Source organism: Streptomyces sp. D2-8 (assembly GCF_023184515.1).
Classification (GTDB): Bacteria; Actinomycetota; Actinomycetes; order Streptomycetales; family Streptomycetaceae; genus Streptomyces.
Window position 1 is genome coordinate 36,596 of the sequence record NZ_JAAHBP010000025.1, and the last position, 16,344, is coordinate 52,939.

Annotated in this window: 15 protein-coding genes; 13 read left to right on the top strand and 2 right to left on the bottom strand. The window is 71.7% G+C overall.

What is annotated here, in order from left to right:
- The first annotated feature begins 36 nt into the window (after positions 1–36).
- Together G3I77_RS34020 and G3I77_RS34025 are read left to right on the top strand one after the other, a co-directional pair.
- Positions 37–1,302 (top strand): hypothetical protein, encoded by a 1,266-nt coding sequence (locus G3I77_RS34020; protein ID WP_248510025.1) that lies wholly within the window; start codon positions 37–39, stop codon positions 1,300–1,302.
- A 90-nt stretch (positions 1,303–1,392) separates the two neighbouring features.
- Positions 1,393–2,217 carry an oxidoreductase gene (locus G3I77_RS34025; RefSeq protein ID WP_248510027.1) on the top strand — a complete coding sequence of 275 codons (825 nt, stop codon included), beginning with the start codon at positions 1,393–1,395 and terminating at the stop codon, positions 2,215–2,217.
- Between the two features lie 336 nt (positions 2,218–2,553).
- On the opposite strand, the gene G3I77_RS34030 is transcribed toward G3I77_RS34025, so the two are convergent.
- Positions 2,554–3,387: an HAD family phosphatase gene (locus G3I77_RS34030; RefSeq protein WP_248510029.1), complete on the bottom strand. Its 834-nt coding sequence runs from the start codon at positions 3,385–3,387 to the stop codon at positions 2,554–2,556.
- 577 nt (positions 3,388–3,964) lie between these two features.
- Between G3I77_RS34030 and ssd the strand changes: the two genes are divergently transcribed.
- The 7 genes from ssd (at position 3,965) to G3I77_RS34065 (ending at position 9,220) form a co-directional block, all read left to right on the top strand.
- Complete coding sequence (gene ssd, locus G3I77_RS34035; protein ID WP_248510031.1) at positions 3,965–5,077, top strand: septum site-determining protein Ssd; 1,113 nt, start codon at positions 3,965–3,967, stop codon at positions 5,075–5,077.
- Positions 5,074–6,300: a TadA family conjugal transfer-associated ATPase gene (locus G3I77_RS34040; protein ID WP_248510033.1), complete on the top strand. Its 1,227-nt coding sequence runs from the start codon at positions 5,074–5,076 to the stop codon at positions 6,298–6,300. The genes ssd and G3I77_RS34040 overlap by 4 nt, the downstream gene beginning before the upstream one ends.
- On the top strand, positions 6,284–7,156 hold the full coding sequence (locus G3I77_RS34045; RefSeq protein WP_248510035.1) for a type II secretion system F family protein: 873 nt from the start codon (positions 6,284–6,286) through the stop codon (positions 7,154–7,156). Before G3I77_RS34040 ends, G3I77_RS34045 begins: the two co-directional genes overlap by 17 nt.
- Positions 7,153–7,944, top strand: coding sequence for a type II secretion system F family protein (locus tag G3I77_RS34050; protein ID WP_248510037.1), 792 nt, complete (start codon positions 7,153–7,155; stop codon positions 7,942–7,944). The genes G3I77_RS34045 and G3I77_RS34050 overlap by 4 nt, the downstream gene beginning before the upstream one ends.
- 73 nt (positions 7,945–8,017) lie before the next feature.
- Positions 8,018–8,227 (top strand): DUF4244 domain-containing protein, encoded by a 210-nt coding sequence (locus G3I77_RS34055; protein ID WP_078899406.1) that lies wholly within the window; start codon positions 8,018–8,020, stop codon positions 8,225–8,227.
- Positions 8,214–8,573 carry a TadE family type IV pilus minor pilin gene (locus tag G3I77_RS34060; protein ID WP_248510043.1) on the top strand — a complete coding sequence of 120 codons (360 nt, stop codon included), beginning with the start codon at positions 8,214–8,216 and terminating at the stop codon, positions 8,571–8,573. The genes G3I77_RS34055 and G3I77_RS34060 overlap by 14 nt, the downstream gene beginning before the upstream one ends.
- Before the next feature lie 116 nt (positions 8,574–8,689).
- Entirely contained in the window at positions 8,690–9,220 is a 531-nt protein-coding gene (locus G3I77_RS34065; protein ID WP_374387879.1) for an Rv3654c family TadE-like protein, read from the top strand.
- On the opposite strand, the gene G3I77_RS34070 is transcribed toward G3I77_RS34065, so the two are convergent.
- Complete coding sequence (locus G3I77_RS34070) at positions 9,108–11,639, bottom strand: DEAD/DEAH box helicase (RefSeq protein ID WP_248510045.1); 2,532 nt, start codon at positions 11,637–11,639, stop codon at positions 9,108–9,110. The two genes, G3I77_RS34065 and G3I77_RS34070, sit on opposite strands and share 113 nt — an antisense overlap.
- Positions 11,640–11,717: 78 nt before the next feature.
- On the opposite strand from G3I77_RS34070, the gene bldG reads away from it, so the two are divergent.
- From bldG to G3I77_RS34090, 4 genes are all read left to right on the top strand, one after another.
- Positions 11,718–12,059 (top strand): anti-sigma factor antagonist BldG, encoded by a 342-nt coding sequence (gene bldG / locus G3I77_RS34075; protein WP_003991900.1) that lies wholly within the window; start codon positions 11,718–11,720, stop codon positions 12,057–12,059.
- Positions 12,060–12,181: 122 nt separating this feature from the next.
- Positions 12,182–12,619 (top strand): ATP-binding protein, encoded by a 438-nt coding sequence (locus G3I77_RS34080; RefSeq protein WP_248510047.1) that lies wholly within the window; start codon positions 12,182–12,184, stop codon positions 12,617–12,619.
- A gap of 272 nt (positions 12,620–12,891) precedes the next feature.
- Positions 12,892–15,297: a sodium-translocating pyrophosphatase gene (locus G3I77_RS34085; protein WP_248510049.1), complete on the top strand. Its 2,406-nt coding sequence runs from the start codon at positions 12,892–12,894 to the stop codon at positions 15,295–15,297.
- Positions 15,298–15,490: 193 nt separating this feature from the next.
- Positions 15,491–16,078, top strand: a complete 588-nt coding sequence (locus G3I77_RS34090; RefSeq protein ID WP_248510050.1) for a small secreted protein — start codon at positions 15,491–15,493, stop codon at positions 16,076–16,078.
- The last annotated feature ends 266 nt before the right edge of the window (positions 16,079–16,344 follow it).

Sequence of the window (16,344 nt, forward strand, 5' to 3'; positions counted from 1 at the left end):
GTCCGCACCCGAGAGAAGGAAGAAGGTGGGCGGAACATGGCCGCCACCCACAGGATCGCCGCGGGTTCCGTGATCGCCGCGGTCTGCGCCGCATCGCTCGCCGGTTGCGCGACCGGCACCCCCGGGCAGGAGAACGCCCGACCGAAGAAGGCGACGCCGGCCCAGGCGCCGAAGAGCGCGGTCCGGCTGATCGGAGACGGCTCCACCGCCTACACCGGAGCCCAGCCGCACCTGCCCAGACCGGAACGCCTGCGGCCCGGCCAGAAGCCCCCGCAGTTCGTCGTCTTCTCCTGGGACGGTGCGGGCGAGGACAGCCAGAAGCTGTTCTCCCACTTCCGCAAGGTCGCCAGGGAGAACAACGCGACCATGACGTACTTCCTGAGCGGCGTGTACATGCTGCCGGACGACGAGCGCGACCAGTACCGGCCGCCGCAGCACTCCCCGGGCCGTTCCGACATCGGCTTCAACGACCGCCGCGGCATCGCCGCCACCGCGAAACAGCTGCGTCTGGCGTGGCTGGAGGGCAACGAGATCGGCACCCATTTCAACGGCCACTTCTGCGGCAGCGGCGGCGGCGTCGGCGAGTGGTCGGTCGAGGACTGGAAGGACGAGATCTCCCAGGCCAAGCAGTTCGTGAAGACCTGGAAGACCAACACCGGCCTGAAGGGCGCGCCCCCGCTGCCCTTCGACTACGACAAGGAGCTCATCGGCGCCCGCACGCCCTGCCTGGAGGGTCAGCGCAACTTCATGACGGCGGCCCGCGATCTGGGCTTCCGCTATGACACCAGCGGCGTCAACGACCAGGTCTGGCCGAAGCAGAAGCAGGGCCTGTGGGACGTGTCCATGCAGCTCGTGCCGTTCCCCGGCCACTCCTTCGAGCAGCTCACCATGGACTACAACTTCATGGTCAACCAGTCGGGCACCACCACCCAGGGCAACCCCGCCAAGTTCGACTTCTGGGGCGACCAGATGCGCGACGGCCTGCTCAAGGGCTTCTCACGGGCCTACAACGGCAACCGCGCGCCCCTGATCATCGGCAACCACTTCGAGTCCTGGAACGGCGGCACCTATATGCGGGCCATCGAGGAGGTCATCGAGACGGTGTGCACCAAGGAGGAGGTGCGCTGCGTCTCGTTCCGGCAGCTCGTGGACTGGCTGGACGCCCAGGACCCGAAGACGCTGGAGAAGCTGCGCACCCTGCAGGTCGGACAGGCGCCCAAGGAGGGCTGGGCGTCCTTCCTGTCGGACCGGCCCGCCCCGGCGCCCAAGGGCGTGCCCGGGGCTCCGGCGGCCAGGAGGTAGCCCTCCGGGCGGACATCGCCCGGCGCACGCGCGCGTGAAGAAGGCCACTCCGCCGTGGGGCGGGGCCCCGGGGTGCGTAGGGTCGTACTCATGAGTACAGCAGGCGCGACCGCCGATCCCCTCGCGGCCCTGGGGGCGCTGCCCGGAGTGGCCGATTCCGTGGAGTCCGTACGCAAGGCCGTGGACCGGGTCTACGGGCACCGGGTCATGCGGCGGCGCAGCAACGCGATCACCTCGGAGGCCGCTCTGCGCGGAGCCCGCGGCTCGGCCGCACTGTCCGGAGCTGACTGGGCCCTGGAGGAGGTGCGCCGGCGTACGGACTTCAGCGGTGACGACGAGGCCCGCACCGTGGGTGCCGCCCTACGGCTCACCGCGGAGGCGGGCCAGCTGCTGTCGATCTGGCGGCAGTCGCCCCTGCGGGTGCTGGCCCGGCTGCACCTGGTGGCGGCCGCGGACAAGGCCGACCAGGTGGGGCGGCCCCGTAAGGAGGGCGAGCCGGTCGACGAGCCGCTCGTCGGACTGCCGCTGCCGAGCGCCACCGAGACGCACGGCAGGCTGGACGGACTGGCCGGACTGATCATCGCGGGCGGCTCCGCACCGGCGCTGGTGACGGCCGCCGTCGTGCACGGCGAACTGCTCGCCCTGCGCCCCTTCACGTCCCACAACGGCCTGGTCGCCCGCACGGCCGAGCGCATCGTCCTGGTCGGCAGCGGCCTGGACCCGAAGTCGGTCTGCGCGGCCGAGGTCGGCCATGCCGAGCTGGGACGCGACGCGTACCTGGAAGCCCTCGACGGGTACGTCTCCGGTACCCCGGAGGGCGTCGCCGCCTGGATCGCCCACTGCGGCAGGGCGGTCGAACTGGGGGCCCGCGAGTCGATGGCGGTGTGCGAGGCGCTGCAGCGCGGAGCGGCGTGACATCGACCGGCCGGAAAAATGATGCGGCGGTACGAGTTCTCGTACCGCCGCTGGCATGAGCATCGGGTTACCAAGCGTCCTCGATATATGCCCATCAGGTCGGGAGCTTTGCCCGTCACCTGGTGCGGCTGGCCCGTATTCGACGGGTCGACGTCGCGTGGGTGCCCGGTGTTCATGCTCGGTCCGTGGGGCCAAATGCGTAAAAAAGGTGATCCTCTCGGATGTCCTTGGTCTCGCGGGCCGTTGAGTCCTTTGTACTCCTGCCCCGGAGCAAGCGGAAGCCCAGACTGCACTTCTTTACTTTCGGGTTCACACAGTGCTTGGCGTCGCCGCAGGTCAAGCGACCGTCGCCCGGCGCCTGTTCGCGTACCAGACGAGTCCCGCGGTGGCCGCAGCGGCGCCTATCGCGGCGACCGCGACGAGCGCCGGACGCGGTGGTACGGAGAACGCGGGAAGGCGCTGCTTGAGCCGGACCGGGCGGTGGAAGTCCAGGATCGGCCAGCCGCGCGCGAGGGCCTCGCGGCGCAGCGCCCTGTCCGGATTCACGGCATGCGGATGGCCCACGGACTCCAGCATCGGCACATCGGTCGCCGAGTCGCTGTAGGCGTAGCAGCGGCTGAGGTCGTACCCCTCGGACTCGGCCAGCTCCCTGACGGCCTCGGCCTTGGTCGGACCGTAGGCGTAGTACTCCACCTCGCCGGTGAAACAGCCGTCGTCGCCCACGACCATGCGGGTGGCGACCACGCGGTCCGCGCCCAGCAGCTCGCCGATCGGCTCGACCACCTCCGCGCCCGACGTGGACACGATCACGACGTCGCGGCCGGCGGTGTGGTGCTCCTCGATGAGGGAGGCGGCCTCGTCGTAGATGATCGGGTCGATCAGGTCGTGCAGCGTCTCGGCGACGATCTCCTTGACCTGTTGCACGTTCCAACCGCGGCACAGGGCGGACAGATAGGCGCGCATGCGCTCCATCTGGTCGTGGTCGGCGCCGCCGGCCAGGAAGACGAACTGGGCATATGCGGTGCGCAAGACGGCCCTGCGGTTGATCAGACCGCCTTGGTAGAACGACTTGCTGAACGTGAGCGTGCTCGACTTCGCAATGACCGTCTTGTCCAGGTCAAAGAAGGCGGCTGTGCGGGGCATCGAGTGGTTTTCCACGCCCCAGAGCATAGGGGCAGCCCATTCGGCGTAAGGTGGGGCGCGTGGGTTTGCCTGAGAAGGCTCTCGGGTACACCATGGAAGTCACGGATCGTTCGCGACCGTGCTAACCCGGCCCGACTCCTCCCCCCCCCCGAGTCGGCCGTGGGGACGACCCCCGCTCTCCCCCCCGGCGGGGGTCGTCGCATGTCCGGGTGGGTTTTCTCCCTCTTCGCGCGGCCTGAAAGCCGCTCTGATGCGGCTCTGGCGCAGGAATTGACATGCCTATGCTCTGTCACGCTGGGTAGTTGACGGACTGCTCTGTGGAGGTCGTACAGAGGGCCTGAGCGGCTCACCGGGATGGGTGACGGCGATATTCACAACCCCCGGGACGTCCACAGTTATCCACCAAGATCCACACGATTTCCGGGATCGCTGCACCGTGATTCCAGCGCGTCCCGCTCACGGCGAGTTCATGGCCGGTTCCGAGTACCCGGGAGCGTTTGGCCGGTTTCTGCCGGCCGTTCACAGGGAGGCCGCTTGTCGGTTCTTCCCACGTTTGGGAATCGCGGGGCCGCAGGGGGCCGCGCGAGTCATGCAGCGAAGGGGGATGGAAATCGTGGCCGGAACCGTCACACACGATCCGCCGCCGGCCGCCGGAGGGCGGCAGGGCGGACCGCTGATCGTCACCGAGGACACCGAACTCCTCGACGACCTGCTGCGCCTGTGCGCGGCGGCGGGTGCCACACCCGAGGTGCACCACGGGGTGCCGGAGCGCCGAGGCAGCTGGGAGTCCGCGCCCCTCGTCCTGGTCGGCGACGACGCCGCGCGGCGGGTACGCGGGGCCGTGCGCAGAAGGGGTGTCGTCCTCGTCGGCCGGGACCAGGACGACTCCGGGGTGTGGCGGCGAGCCGTCGAGATCGGCGCCGAGCACGTCCTGATGCTGCCCGACGGCGAGCAGTGGCTGGTCGACCGGATCGCCGACGTGGCCGAGGGCGTCGGCCGGCCCGCCCTCACCGTGGGCGTCATCGGTGGCCGGGGCGGGGCCGGAGCGTCCACGCTCGCGTGCGCCCTCGCCGTCACCTCTGCGCGGGAGGGACTGCGCACCCTCCTCGTGGACGCCGATCCGCTGGGTGGCGGACTCGACGTACTCCTCGGCGGAGAGGCGGCCGAAGGGCTGCGCTGGCCCGCGTTCGCCTCCTCCCGCGGACGGGTCGGCGGGGGAGCCCTGGAGGAGTCGCTGCCCGAGCTGCATTCACTGCGGGTGCTCAGCTGGGACCGCGGCGACCGGATCGCCGTCCCGCCGCAGGCGGTGCGCGCGGTGCTCGCTGCCGCCCGGCGCCGGGGCGGCACGGTCGTGGTCGACCTGCCGCGCCGGATCGACGACGGCGTCGCCGAGGTGCTCACCCAGCTGGACGTCGGCGTGCTGGTGGTGCCCGCCGAGCTGCGGGCCGTCGCGGCCGCGGGGCGGGTGGCCTCCGCGGTCGGTATGGTCCTGCGGGATCTGCGGGTGGCGGTCCGCGGGCCCTACCCGCCGGGGCTCGACGACCGTGAGGTGGCCCGGCTGCTAGGACTGCCCCTGGTCGGCGAGGTACCGCCCGAGCCGGGGCTGTCGCGCCCGGACGAGGCCACGGCCCCACCGGGTGCCGCGCCGCGCGGGCCTCTCGCCCGGTTCTGCAAGGAGTTCTGGGAGCGGGCGCTCGTCGAGGCGGGTGCGGCATGAGCACCCTGGCCGGACTCGAGGGCGCGGCGCTGCTCGACGGGGTGCGGCGGTGGCTGGCCGAGAGTGGGGCCGAGCCGACCCCCGCGCGCGTGGCGCAGGCCCTGCGGGAGCAGGGGCGGGTCCTCGGGGACGCCGAAGTCCTGGGGGCCGCCGCACAGTTGCGGTCCGAGCTGGTCGGCAGCGGGCCGCTGGAGCCGCTGCTCGCCGATCCGTCGGTGACGGACGTGCTGGTGTCGGCCCCGGACCGGGTCTGGGTGGACCGGGGCGGCGGACTGGAGCTGACGTCCGTGCGGTTCGCGGACGCGGCGGCCGTACGACGGCTCGCCCAGCGCCTCGCCGCCGTGGCCGGGCGCCGCCTGGACGACGCCCGGCCCTGGGCCGATGCCCGGCTGCCCGACGGGACCCGGCTGCACGCGGTGCTGCCGCCGGTCGCCGTGGGCTGCGCCTGTCTGTCACTGCGGGTCGTACGGCCGCGTGCCTTCACGCTCGGCGAGCTGGTCGCGGCGGGCACGGTGCCGCCGGGCGGGGACCGCATGTTGCGTGCTCTGCTCGACGCCCGGCTGTCCTTCCTCGTCAGCGGCGGCACCGGCACCGGCAAGACCACGCTGCTGAGTGCCCTGCTGGGGCTGGTGGGACCGGACGAGCGGATCGTCCTCGCCGAGGACTCGGCGGAACTGCGGCCCGACCATCCGCACGTCGTGCGGCTGGAGACCAGACCCGCCAACCAGGAGGGCGCGGGCCTCGTCACCCTCGAGCACCTGGTGCGCCAGGCACTGCGGATGCGGCCCGACCGGCTGGTCGTGGGTGAGGTGCGCGGACCCGAAGTGGTGCATCTGCTGGCCGCGTTGAACACGGGCCATGAGGGCGGGTGCGGGACCGTGCACGCCAACGCCGCCGCCGATGTACCCGCCCGGCTGGAGGCGCTCGGCACGGCCGCAGGGCTCGACCGGGCCGCGCTGCACAGCCAGTTGGCGGCCGCCCTCTCCGTGGTGCTGCACCTGGTGCGCGACCGGGCCGGGCGGCGGCGGATCGCCGAGGTGCACGTGCTGGAGCGGGACCCGTCGGGGCTGGTGCGGACGGTGCCCGCGCTGCGGTGGGGAGCGGAGGCGTTCGTGCGCGAGCGGGGGTGGGAGCGGCTGCGGGGGCTGCTTCGAGGCAGGGCGAGCGGAAGCGGGCCGGGTGAGGCCGTGGTGGAGGAGGCGAGTCATGAGGGGGGTGCCTGAGATGTCGACGGGTGCGGCGGTGGCGTGCATGGGTGCGGCTGTCTGGCTGCTGGGTGAGCGTGAGGAGGCGGCGCGGCGGGCGCGGTTGCTGCTCGCGGGTGGCGGAGCCGTCGGGAGCGGGCCGCCCGGGTGGCGGTGGATGACCGGTGGGCTGCGGCGCGTCCGAGGGCGGCTGCGGGCCGAGTGGTGGTCGCCGGTGGCCGGGCTGGTCCTGGCGGTGCTCGGGGCGTCGGTGCTGCCGGCCGTCCTGGGGGTGGCCGGGGTGCCGCTGCTGCGGCGGGCCCGGCTGGCCGGCCGGGCGCGGCGGGACCGGGAGCGCCGGGCCGACGCGGTGATCGCGTTGTGCGGGGCGCTCGCCGGCGAGGTGCGGGCCGGACGCCAGCCGGGCGAGGCGCTGCTGCGGGCCGCGCGGGACTGCGGCGGACTCGCGGACGCCCAGGCGACGGTGCTGGCGGCGGCGCGGTTCGGCGGTGACGTGCCGGACGCGCTCGCGACGGCGGCACGGCAACCGGGTGCCGAGGGACTGCGGGGACTCGCGGCGTGCTGGCGAGTGGCCGTGGACCAGGGTGCGGGGCTCGCGGCCGGACTCGACCGGCTCGCCGCCGCCCTGCGGGCCGAGCGGGACCAACGGTCCGACCTTCGAGCCCAGTTGGCGGGCGCCCGGGCCACGGCGGTGATGCTCGCCGGGCTGCCGGCTCTGGGGCTTCTCATCGGCACCGCCCTCGGTGCTGATCCCCTCCGAGTCCTGTTGCACACCGGGGCGGGGCTGGGATGTCTGGCCGCCGGCGGGGTGCTGGAGGGCCTGGGGCTGTGGTGGGTGCAGCGGATCGTGCGGGGCGCGGAGGCGGCGGCATGAGCGGGGAAGTTGTCCACAGGCTGGGGGTGGCCGTGGGGGTCGTGCTGGCCTGTGGATGGCTGGGGCGGTGGCTGGTGGAGGCGCGGCGCCGCCGGAGGATGCGCCGGCGACTGGCCGAGCTGTCGGGGGCCCGTGAAGCGGCTGTTCCTGTCCCGCGGCCGGCATTGGTCGGGGTCGCGCGGACGTGGCTGGTCCCGGTGGGCGTGGTGTGTGCCGGATGGGTGCTGGTCGGAGGCCTCGCCGGGGCCGCCGTGGGAGTGGCCGGGGCGGTGGGGCTGTGGCGGTGGCGGTTGAGGCAGGAGGCGGCCGGCGCTGACCCGGGGGCACCCGACCTCGCCGAGGCGGCGCGGCAACTGCCCCTTGCCGCCGACCTGCTGGCGGCCTGCATCGCGGCGGGCGCCGGCCCGGTGATCGCGGCCCAGGCGGTGGGGGAGGCCCTGGGCGGCCCTGCCGGCGATGCCCTCGCCCGGGGCGCGGCGGAGGTGAGGTTGGGCGGCGAACCGGGCGCGGCCTGGCGGAGGTTGGGTGCCGTCCCGGGTGCCGGAGGGCTGGCCCGGCTGCTCGAACGGGCCGATGTGTCCGGGCTGCCCGCGGCCGTACCGGTCGCGCGGCTCGCCGCGGAGGCCCGGGCCGACTGGGGCCGCGCCGCCACGGCCAGGGGCCGCCGAGCGGGCGTGATGGTCAGCGCGCCGGTCGGGCTGTGCTTCCTGCCCGCGTTCATCGCGGTCGGCGTGCTGCCCGTGGTGATCGGGCTCGCGGGCGGGGCGCTCGGAGGGGGTGGTGGATGACGCGGCGACCGACCGGAAGCAAGTGAGAGACAGCCAACAGAAGTTCGGACTCTTCTTTCCTACGGGGGTTGAGATGTATCAGGCGGTACGGGCACGGCTGCGTGCTCTGGTGTGCGGGATGCGCGCGGCGCGGAGGGACGCGGGGATGGTCACCTCCGAGTACGCGATGGGAATCGTCGCGGCGGTGGCGTTCGCGGTGGTGCTCTACAAGGTCGTCACGAGCGGCCCGGTCAGCGCGGAACTCCAGAACATCGTGAAGGAAGCCCTCAATGCGCGGATGTGAGCGGGGCGCTGACCGGGGGTTCGTCACGGCGGAGTCGGCCGTGGTGCTGCCCGTGCTGGTGATGTTCGCGATGGCGCTGGTGTGGGGGCTGCTGGTCGTGGCCGCGCAGATCCAGTGCGTGGACGCGGCGCGGACGGGCGCGCGTGCGGCGGCCCGCCAGGACCCGCCCGGCGCGGTCGTGAAACTGACCCGCGAGGCGGCGCCGCCCGGCGCGAAGGTGACCGTCAGCCGGGACGCGGAGCACGTCCGGGTGGTCGTCGTGGCCAAGCCGCCGGTGCTGCGCGGTCTGTCCTTCGCCGTGCGCGAGGAGGCCGTGGCGTCGGTGGAGGAGGCGGTGGGCACATGAGACGGGGCCGAGCGAGGGTTGGCCCGGGCCGTGAGCCCGCCGCGGTGGGGCGCGCCGGTTCGGGCCGGGGGCCGGGAACGGCGGGGTGCGTCGGTTCGGAACGGGGTTCGGCCACGGTGGGGTGCTCGGGTTCGGGCCGGAGGGTGGGCACCGTCGGGTGTGCCGGTTCCGGCCGGGAGCCGGCCACTGTCCGGGGCACCGGTTCCGGCGGAGGGCTCGCCACAGGCCAGAGCGCCTGCTCGGACAGAGGGTCCGCCAGCGTCTGGAGCGTTGGGGCGATCGCCGTGCTGTGCGTGGTGTTCGGTGTCGTTCTCGCGCTCGGGCAGGCCGTTGTGATCCGGCATCGTGCGGCGGGCGGTGCGGATCTCGCCGCGCTCGCCGCGGCGGACCACTGGGCCGATGGCGGTACGGCGGCCTGCGCCCGGGCCGGCCGGGTCGCCCGGGCCCAGGGCGTGCGGCTCGTGCGGTGCGAGGTCGCCGGGGAGATCTCGGACGTGACGGCGGCGTCGGGACGGGGGCCGCTCACGGCGGAGGTCAGGGCACGGGCGGGGCCTCCGACGGCTCCACTGGATCTGCCGACGGCTGCTCAGGTGCCTCGTCCGCCGCCGTCTCCTTCTCCTCCGGAGCCCCCTCCAGCAGCACCGTGAGGAGCCGCACCGCCCCCCTCTTGTGCAGCGGGTCGTTGCCGTTGCCGCACTTGGGGGACTGGATGCAGGACGGGCAGCCGGCGTCGCACTCGCAGGAGGCGATGGCCTGGCGGGTGGCGGTCAGCCAGGTGCGGGCGGTGTGGAAGGCGCGCTCCGCGAAGCCCGCACCGCCCGGATGGCCGTCGTAGACGAAGACCGTGGGCAGGAGCGTGTCGGGGTGGAGCGGGATCGACACGCCGCCGATGTCCCAGCGGTCGCAGGTGGCGAAAAGGGGCAGCAGGCCGATCGACGCGTGTTCGGCGGCGTGCAGGGAGCCGCCGAGGATCTCCGGGTTGATCCGGGCCCGGTCCAGCTGGTCCTCGGTGACGGTCCACCACACGGCGCGGGTGCGCAGCGTACGAGGAGGGAGGTCGAGTTTCGTCTCGCCCAGGACTTCACCCGTGATGAGCCGACGACGCAGGAAGGAGACGACCTGGTTGGTGACCTCGACCGAGCCGTAGCAGAGGCGGCCGTCGCCCCAGGGGATCTCGACGTCCGTCTCCAGGACGGAGATCGACGTCGTGTCCCGGGCGACCGTGGAGTACGGCGGGGCGGCCTCCTCGACGAGCGCGACGGAGTCCTCCAGGTCCAGCGACCGCACCAGGTACGTGCGGCCCTGGTGGAGGTGGACCGCCCCCTCGTGCACCGTCGAGTGCGCGGCGCCCGCGTCGACCGTGCCGAGCAGCCGGCCCGTGCCGGTCTCGACGACCTGGACGGGGCGGCCGCCCTCGCCGCGGATGTCGGTCAGGTCGGCGGCGCGCTCGCGGCGGGTCCAGTGCCAGGCCTTGGTGCGGCGGCGCAGCAGCTTCGCGGCCTCCAGCTGGGGCAGGAGGCCCTCGCTGGCCGGGCCGAACAGGTCGAGGTCCTCGTCCGTCAGGGGCAGTTCCGCGGCGGCCGCGCACAGGTGCGGGGCCAGCACGTAGGGGTTGTCCGGGTCGAGGACGGTTGACTCGACGGGCTGGTCGAACAGGGCCTCGGGGTGGTGGACCAGGAAGGTGTCCAGCGGGTCGTCGCGGGCGACCAGGACGGCCAGCGCCCCCTGCCCGGACCGTCCGGCCCGGCCCGCCTGCTGCCACAGGGAGGCGCGCGTGCCCGGGTAACCGGCGATGACGACCGCGTCGAGACCGGAGATGTCGATGCCGAGTTCGAGGGCGTTCGTCGCGGCGAGGCCCAGCAGTTCACCCGAATGGAGGGCTTGTTCGAGAGCGCGGCGCTCCTCGGGGAGATAGCCGCCCCGGTACGCCGCGACACGCCGGGCCAACGACCGGTCGACCTCGGCCAGCCGCTCCTGGGAAATGACCGAGATCAGCTCGGCGCCGCGCCGGGAGCGGACGAAGGCGACCGAGCGCACGCCCTGCACGGTGAGGTCGGTCAGCAGGTCGGCGGCCTCGGCGGTGGCCGTACGGCGGACGGGGGCGCCCTTCTCGCCGTGCAGCTCGGTCAGCGGCGGTTCCCAGAGGGCGAACACCAGTTCACCGCGTGGGGAGGCGTCGTCGGCCACCTCCACCACCGGCACGCCGGTGAGGCGGCGGGCGGCCACCGCGGGCTCGGCGGCGGTCGCGGAGGCCAGCAGGAACACGGGCGACGCGCCGTAGCGGGCACACAGACGGCGCAGCCGGCGCAGCACCTGGGCGACATTCGAGCCGAAGACGCCGCGGTAGGTGTGGCACTCGTCGATGACGACGTACTTCAGCGATTTCAGGAAGGAGGACCAGCGGGGGTGGGACGGCAGGATGCCGCGGTGCAGCATGTCCGGGTTGGTCAGGACGTAGTTGGCGTACTGGCGGATCCACTCGCGCTCCTCGAACGGAGTATCGCCGTCGTACACGGCTGGGCGTACGGAATTGCCCAGGGAATGTGAAAGTTCCTTCACGGAACGGCACTGGTCCGCCGCGAGCGCCTTGGTGGGAGCGAGGTAGAGGGTGGTCGCGCCGCGGCCGTTCGGGGCCTCCGCGCCCTCCAGAAGGGTGGACAGGACCGGCACGAGGTAGGCCAGGGATTTGCCGGAGGCGGTGCCGGTGGCGACGACGACCGAGTCGCCGTCCAGGGCGTGCTCGGCCGCGCGTGCCTGGTGGGCCCAGGGATGCTCGATGCCCGCGGCTCGCACGGCCGCGACGACCTCCGCGCGGATCCGGTCCGGCCAGACGGCATGCCGACCCTCACGTGGGGGCAAGTGCTCCGTATGAGTAATGCGCGAAGCCCTGCCCGGACCGGACGCGAGCCGGTCCAGGACCGTGCCCGGCGCGGGTCGGGAGGCGGGGTCCGTCGGGGTTCGATCAGATCGGTGATTCTTGGCCATCGGCACCGAGTGTGTCACTGGCGTGACGGACAATGGAGCCAAGGCGTCGTGCACGCCTGCCGGTAAGTGATTGAATGCCATCGCGGCTGGCGAAGCGTCCAGGGGCTGAAGCCGAATGCCCCTAGGGCGACCGCTCGATAGCAAGGTGCTGGAGGATCCGTGGACCTGTCCCTGTCGACCGAAACCATGGGCGATCGCACGATCGTCAGGGTCGGTGGCGAAATCGACGTATATACCGCGCCCAAGCTGCGCGAGCAGTTGGTCGAGCTGGTGAACGACGGCAGTTTCCACCTTGTCGTCGACATGGAGGGCGTGGACTTCCTCGACTCCACCGGGCTCGGCGTACTGGTCGGCGGCCTGAAGCGCGTGCGTGCCCATGAGGGCTCCCTGCGCCTGGTCTGCAACCAGGAGCGCATTCTGAAGATCTTCCGTATCACCGGCCTCACCAAGGTGTTCCCGATTCACACCTCGGTCGAGGAAGCGGTTGCGGCCACCGACTGACACCGGTCCCGGGCCCCGTGCCCGGGCCGGCCGTCGTTCGGCAGAAGTGAAGACCGAGGGGGCCCGGGATTTCGGCGGCCCGGAGCCTCTCGACAGCACGCCCGTAGTTGCGAGGGGGATGCATGGCCACCGTTGAGCTCCGCTTCAGCGCGCTGCCCGAGCATGTCAGGACCGCCCGGCTGGTGGCGGCGGCGGTGGCGCGCAGGGCCGGAGTGGACGAGGCCGTCCTCGACGAAGTCAGGCTCGCCGTCGGCGAGGCGTGCACCCGGGCCGTCGGGCTGCACCAGACCGGCGGGATCTCGGCACCGGTGAAGGTGCTGCTGATCGAGGAGGAGAAGCAGTTCTCCATCGAGGTCGGCGACGAGGCCCCGCACGCGGTCTCCGGCGAGCGCGCCCCCGGTGCCGGACCCGGCGACCCCGACGGGGAAGCCGACGAGGACGAGATGGGCCTCGCGGTCATCAGCGGACTCGTCGACGACGTCGAGGTCAGCGCGGGAGAGCACGGCGGGCTGATCAAGATGACCTGGCCGACCACGCCGCCGCCGACGATTCTGGTCTGACCCCGCCACCGCACACTCCGTTCGTCCGAAGGGCCCCACCCGTGGGGCCCTTCGTCATGTGCGGGTGTCAGTGCTCGCCTTTACAGTAGTCCTGTGCCGCTCATCGCGTGAATTCGTTCACGATCATTCGCGCGCTCTCCGGCAGCCTCAGAATGCTTTCAGGGCATTACCCCGGAAGGCCAATTCCGTTTATCTCGCTCTGTTTTGATCAGGTTCCGGTACCTACAATCCCGTCCACATCTTGAGCTCAGCCCAAGCGTCAAGGAGGACGAATGGCGGGGCTTTCCCTCTCACAACAGTCGGGCCATCCCACAGACCTCGCAGCCGCCGTACTGACCGATGGCAACCGCGTCCTCATCGTGGTCATCGCGGTCGTAGCACTGGCGGCGCTGGCGGTCGCGGGCGTCCTGGTACGCCAGGTACTCGCGGCCGGCGAGGGCACCGACAGCATGAAGAAGATCGCGGCGGCGGTCCAGGAAGGCGCGAACGCCTATCTGGCACGCCAGCTGCGCACGCTCGGCGTATTCGCCGTGGTCGTGTTCTTCCTGCTCATGCTGCTGCCCGCGGACGACTGGAATCAGCGTGCCGGACGCTCGGTGTTCTTCCTGATCGGAGCGGCGTTCTCGGCGGCCACCGGCTATATCGGCATGTGGCTCGCCGTACGAAGCAATGTGCGTGTCGCCGCGGCGGCGCGTGAAGCCACCCCGGCGGAAGGCGAGCCGGAAAAGGATCTGACCACCGTCTCGCACAAGGCGATGAAGATCGCTTTCCGTACGGGCGGCGTGGTCGGTATGTTCACGGTGGGCCTCGGCCTGCTCGGCGCCTCCTGCGTGGTGCTGGTCTACGCGGCCGACGCGCCGAAGGTGCTCGAGGGCTTCGGCCTCGGAGCCGCGCTGATCGCGATGTTCATGCGTGTCGGCGGCGGCATCTTCACCAAGGCCGCCGACGTCGGCGCCGACCTGGTCGGCAAGGTCGAACAGGGCATTCCGGAGGACGATCCGCGCAATGCCGCGACCATCGCCGACAACGTGGGCGACAACGTCGGCGACTGCGCGGGCATGGCGGCCGACCTCTTCGAGTCGTACGCCGTGACCCTGGTCGCCGCGCTGATCCTCGGTTCGGCAGCCTTCGGCGACGCCGGGCTCGGCTTCCCGCTGCTCGTGCCGGCGATCGGTGTGATCACCGCCATGATCGGCATCTTCGCGGTGGCGCCCAGGCGGGCCGACCGCAGCGGCATGAGCGCCATCAACCGCGGGTTCTTCATCTCCGCGGTGATCTCGGTCGTGCTGGTGGCGGTGGCCGTCTTCGTCTACCTGCCCGGGAAGTACTCCGAGCTGGACGGTGTCACCGACGCCACGATCCAGGCCAAGGACGGCGACCCGCGGGTCCTCGCCCTCGTCGCGGTGGCCATCGGCATCGTGCTCGCCGCTCTCATCCAGCAACTGACCGGCTACTTCACCGAGACCACCCGGCGACCCGTCAGAGACATCGGCAAGACCTCGCTCACCGGCCCGGCCACCGTCGTCCTCGCCGGTATCTCCGTCGGTCTCGAATCAGCCGTCTACACCGCACTGTTGATCGGTCTCGGTGTGTACGGGGCGTTCCTGCTCGGCGGGACGTCGATCATGCTGGCGCTGTTCGCTGTGGCGCTGGCCGGCACCGGCCTGCTCACCACGGTCGGTGTGATCGTCGCGATGGACACCTTCGGGCCGGTCTCCGACAACGCGCAGGGCATCGCGGAGATGTCCGGCGACGTCGAGGGCGCGGGCGCGCAGGTGCTCACCAACCTGGACGCGGTCGGCAACACCACCAAGGCGATCACCAAGGGCATCGCGATCGCCACGGCCGTGCTCGCGGCGGCGGCACTGTTCGGGTCGTACCGCGACGCGATCTTCACCGGCGCGCGGGACGTGGGCGAGAAACTCAGCGGGGAAGGCGCCCCGATGAGTCTGATGATGGACATCTCGCAGCCCAACAACCTCGTGGGTCTCATCGCCGGCGCGGCGGTCGTCTTCCTCTTCTCGGGGCTGGCGATCAACGCCGTGTCGCGGTCGGCGGGTTCCGTGGTCTACGAGGTGCGGCGGCAGTTCCGTGAGAAGCCCGGGATCATGGACTACAGCGAGACTCCGGAGTACGGCAAGGTCGTCGACATCTGTACCAAGGACGCCCTGCGCGAGCTCGCCACGCCCGGTCTGCTGGCCGTGCTGGCGCCCATCTTCATCGGGTTCACGCTCGGCGTCGGTCCGCTCGGCGCGTTCCTGGCGGGCGCGATCGGCGCGGGCACCCTGATGGCGGTGTTCCTCGCCAACTCCGGTGGCGCCTGGGACAACGCCAAGAAGCTCGTCGAGGACGGCCACCACGGAGGCAAGGGAAGCGAGGCCCACGCCGCGACCGTGATCGGAGACACGGTCGGCGACCCCTTCAAGGACACCGCGGGTCCCGCGATCAACCCGCTGCTGAAGGTCATGAACCTGGTGGCGCTGCTCATCGCGCCCGCGGTGATCAAGTTCTCCTACGGCCCGGACAAGAGCATCGTTGTGCGGATTCTGGTCGCCGTGCTCGCGTTCCTGGTGATCGCCGGGGCGGTGTACGTGTCAAAGCGGCGAGGAATCGCCATGGGTGACGAAGACAACGCCGGGTCGGAGCCCAAGTCGGCCGATCCGGCGGTCGTTTCGTAGGGAGGTCCTCCGAGCCCCAGCTCAAGGTGCGGGCGGGCGGCGCGCGTTGACGCGTCGCCCGCCCGCGCTGTGCGGGTACACGATCACGCGTGAGCCTTATCTCGCTTGATGCAAAAGGTTACAAAGCGGTCTTAATAGGTGTTCGGCGTGCGGGTGCCGTGCATCTGGCGTGTATGTTCCGGGGCCGAGAGCCATGGAAGGGACCAAACCGGTGAACAAGAAGCTCGCGGCCGCACTGTCCGGCGGTGCGGTACTGGTACTGGCGCTGTCGGGTTGCGGCGGCGACGACAACGACAAGCTGGACTCCTGGGCCAAGCAGGTCTGTGACGCCGTACAGCCGCAGGCCAAGAAGATCGAGTCGGCCAATGCCGCGATCCAGAAGGAGACCTCGGACAACAGCACGCCGGAGGACGTCCAGAAGACCGACGCACAGGCCTTCCAGGACATGTCCGACGCCTACAAGGCGATCGGCACCGCCGTGAACAAGGCCGGGGCGCCGGACGTCGAGAACGGCGAGAAGAAGCAGCAGGACGCGGTCAAGGAGCTCAACGCGATCTCCACCTCGTACGCTTCCCTGAAGAAGCAGGTCGACGGGCTCGACACCAAGGACCAGGGCAAGTTCGCCGACGGTCTGAAGGACATCGCCACCGAGCTGGACAAGCTGAGCCAGAGCGGGAACGACGCCCTCAGGAACCTGGAGGAGGGCGAGGTCGGCCAGGCGATGGCCAAGCAGCCCAGCTGCAAGGCGGCCACGGCGTCGGCAGGGGCCACGCAGAGCTGAGGGCCACGCAGAGCTGAGGGGCGGAGCAGCAGGCAGCGCGGCACAGGCAGCGCGGCGCCGGGAGCCCGACGGCTGGCAAGGGCGCGACGGCTGAGCCGTAGGTGACTGCTGTGGCGGGCATGCCGACTGAGCTAAAGGGTGACTGCTGTGGCGCGAGGATGCCGGCTGAGCCGAAGGTGCCCAGAGTGTCTGCCGTGCCGAGCGGCAGAAGCACACGCGATCCCGCCACAGGCACGTGCGGCACCGGCGCCGCCACCCGCACCGGC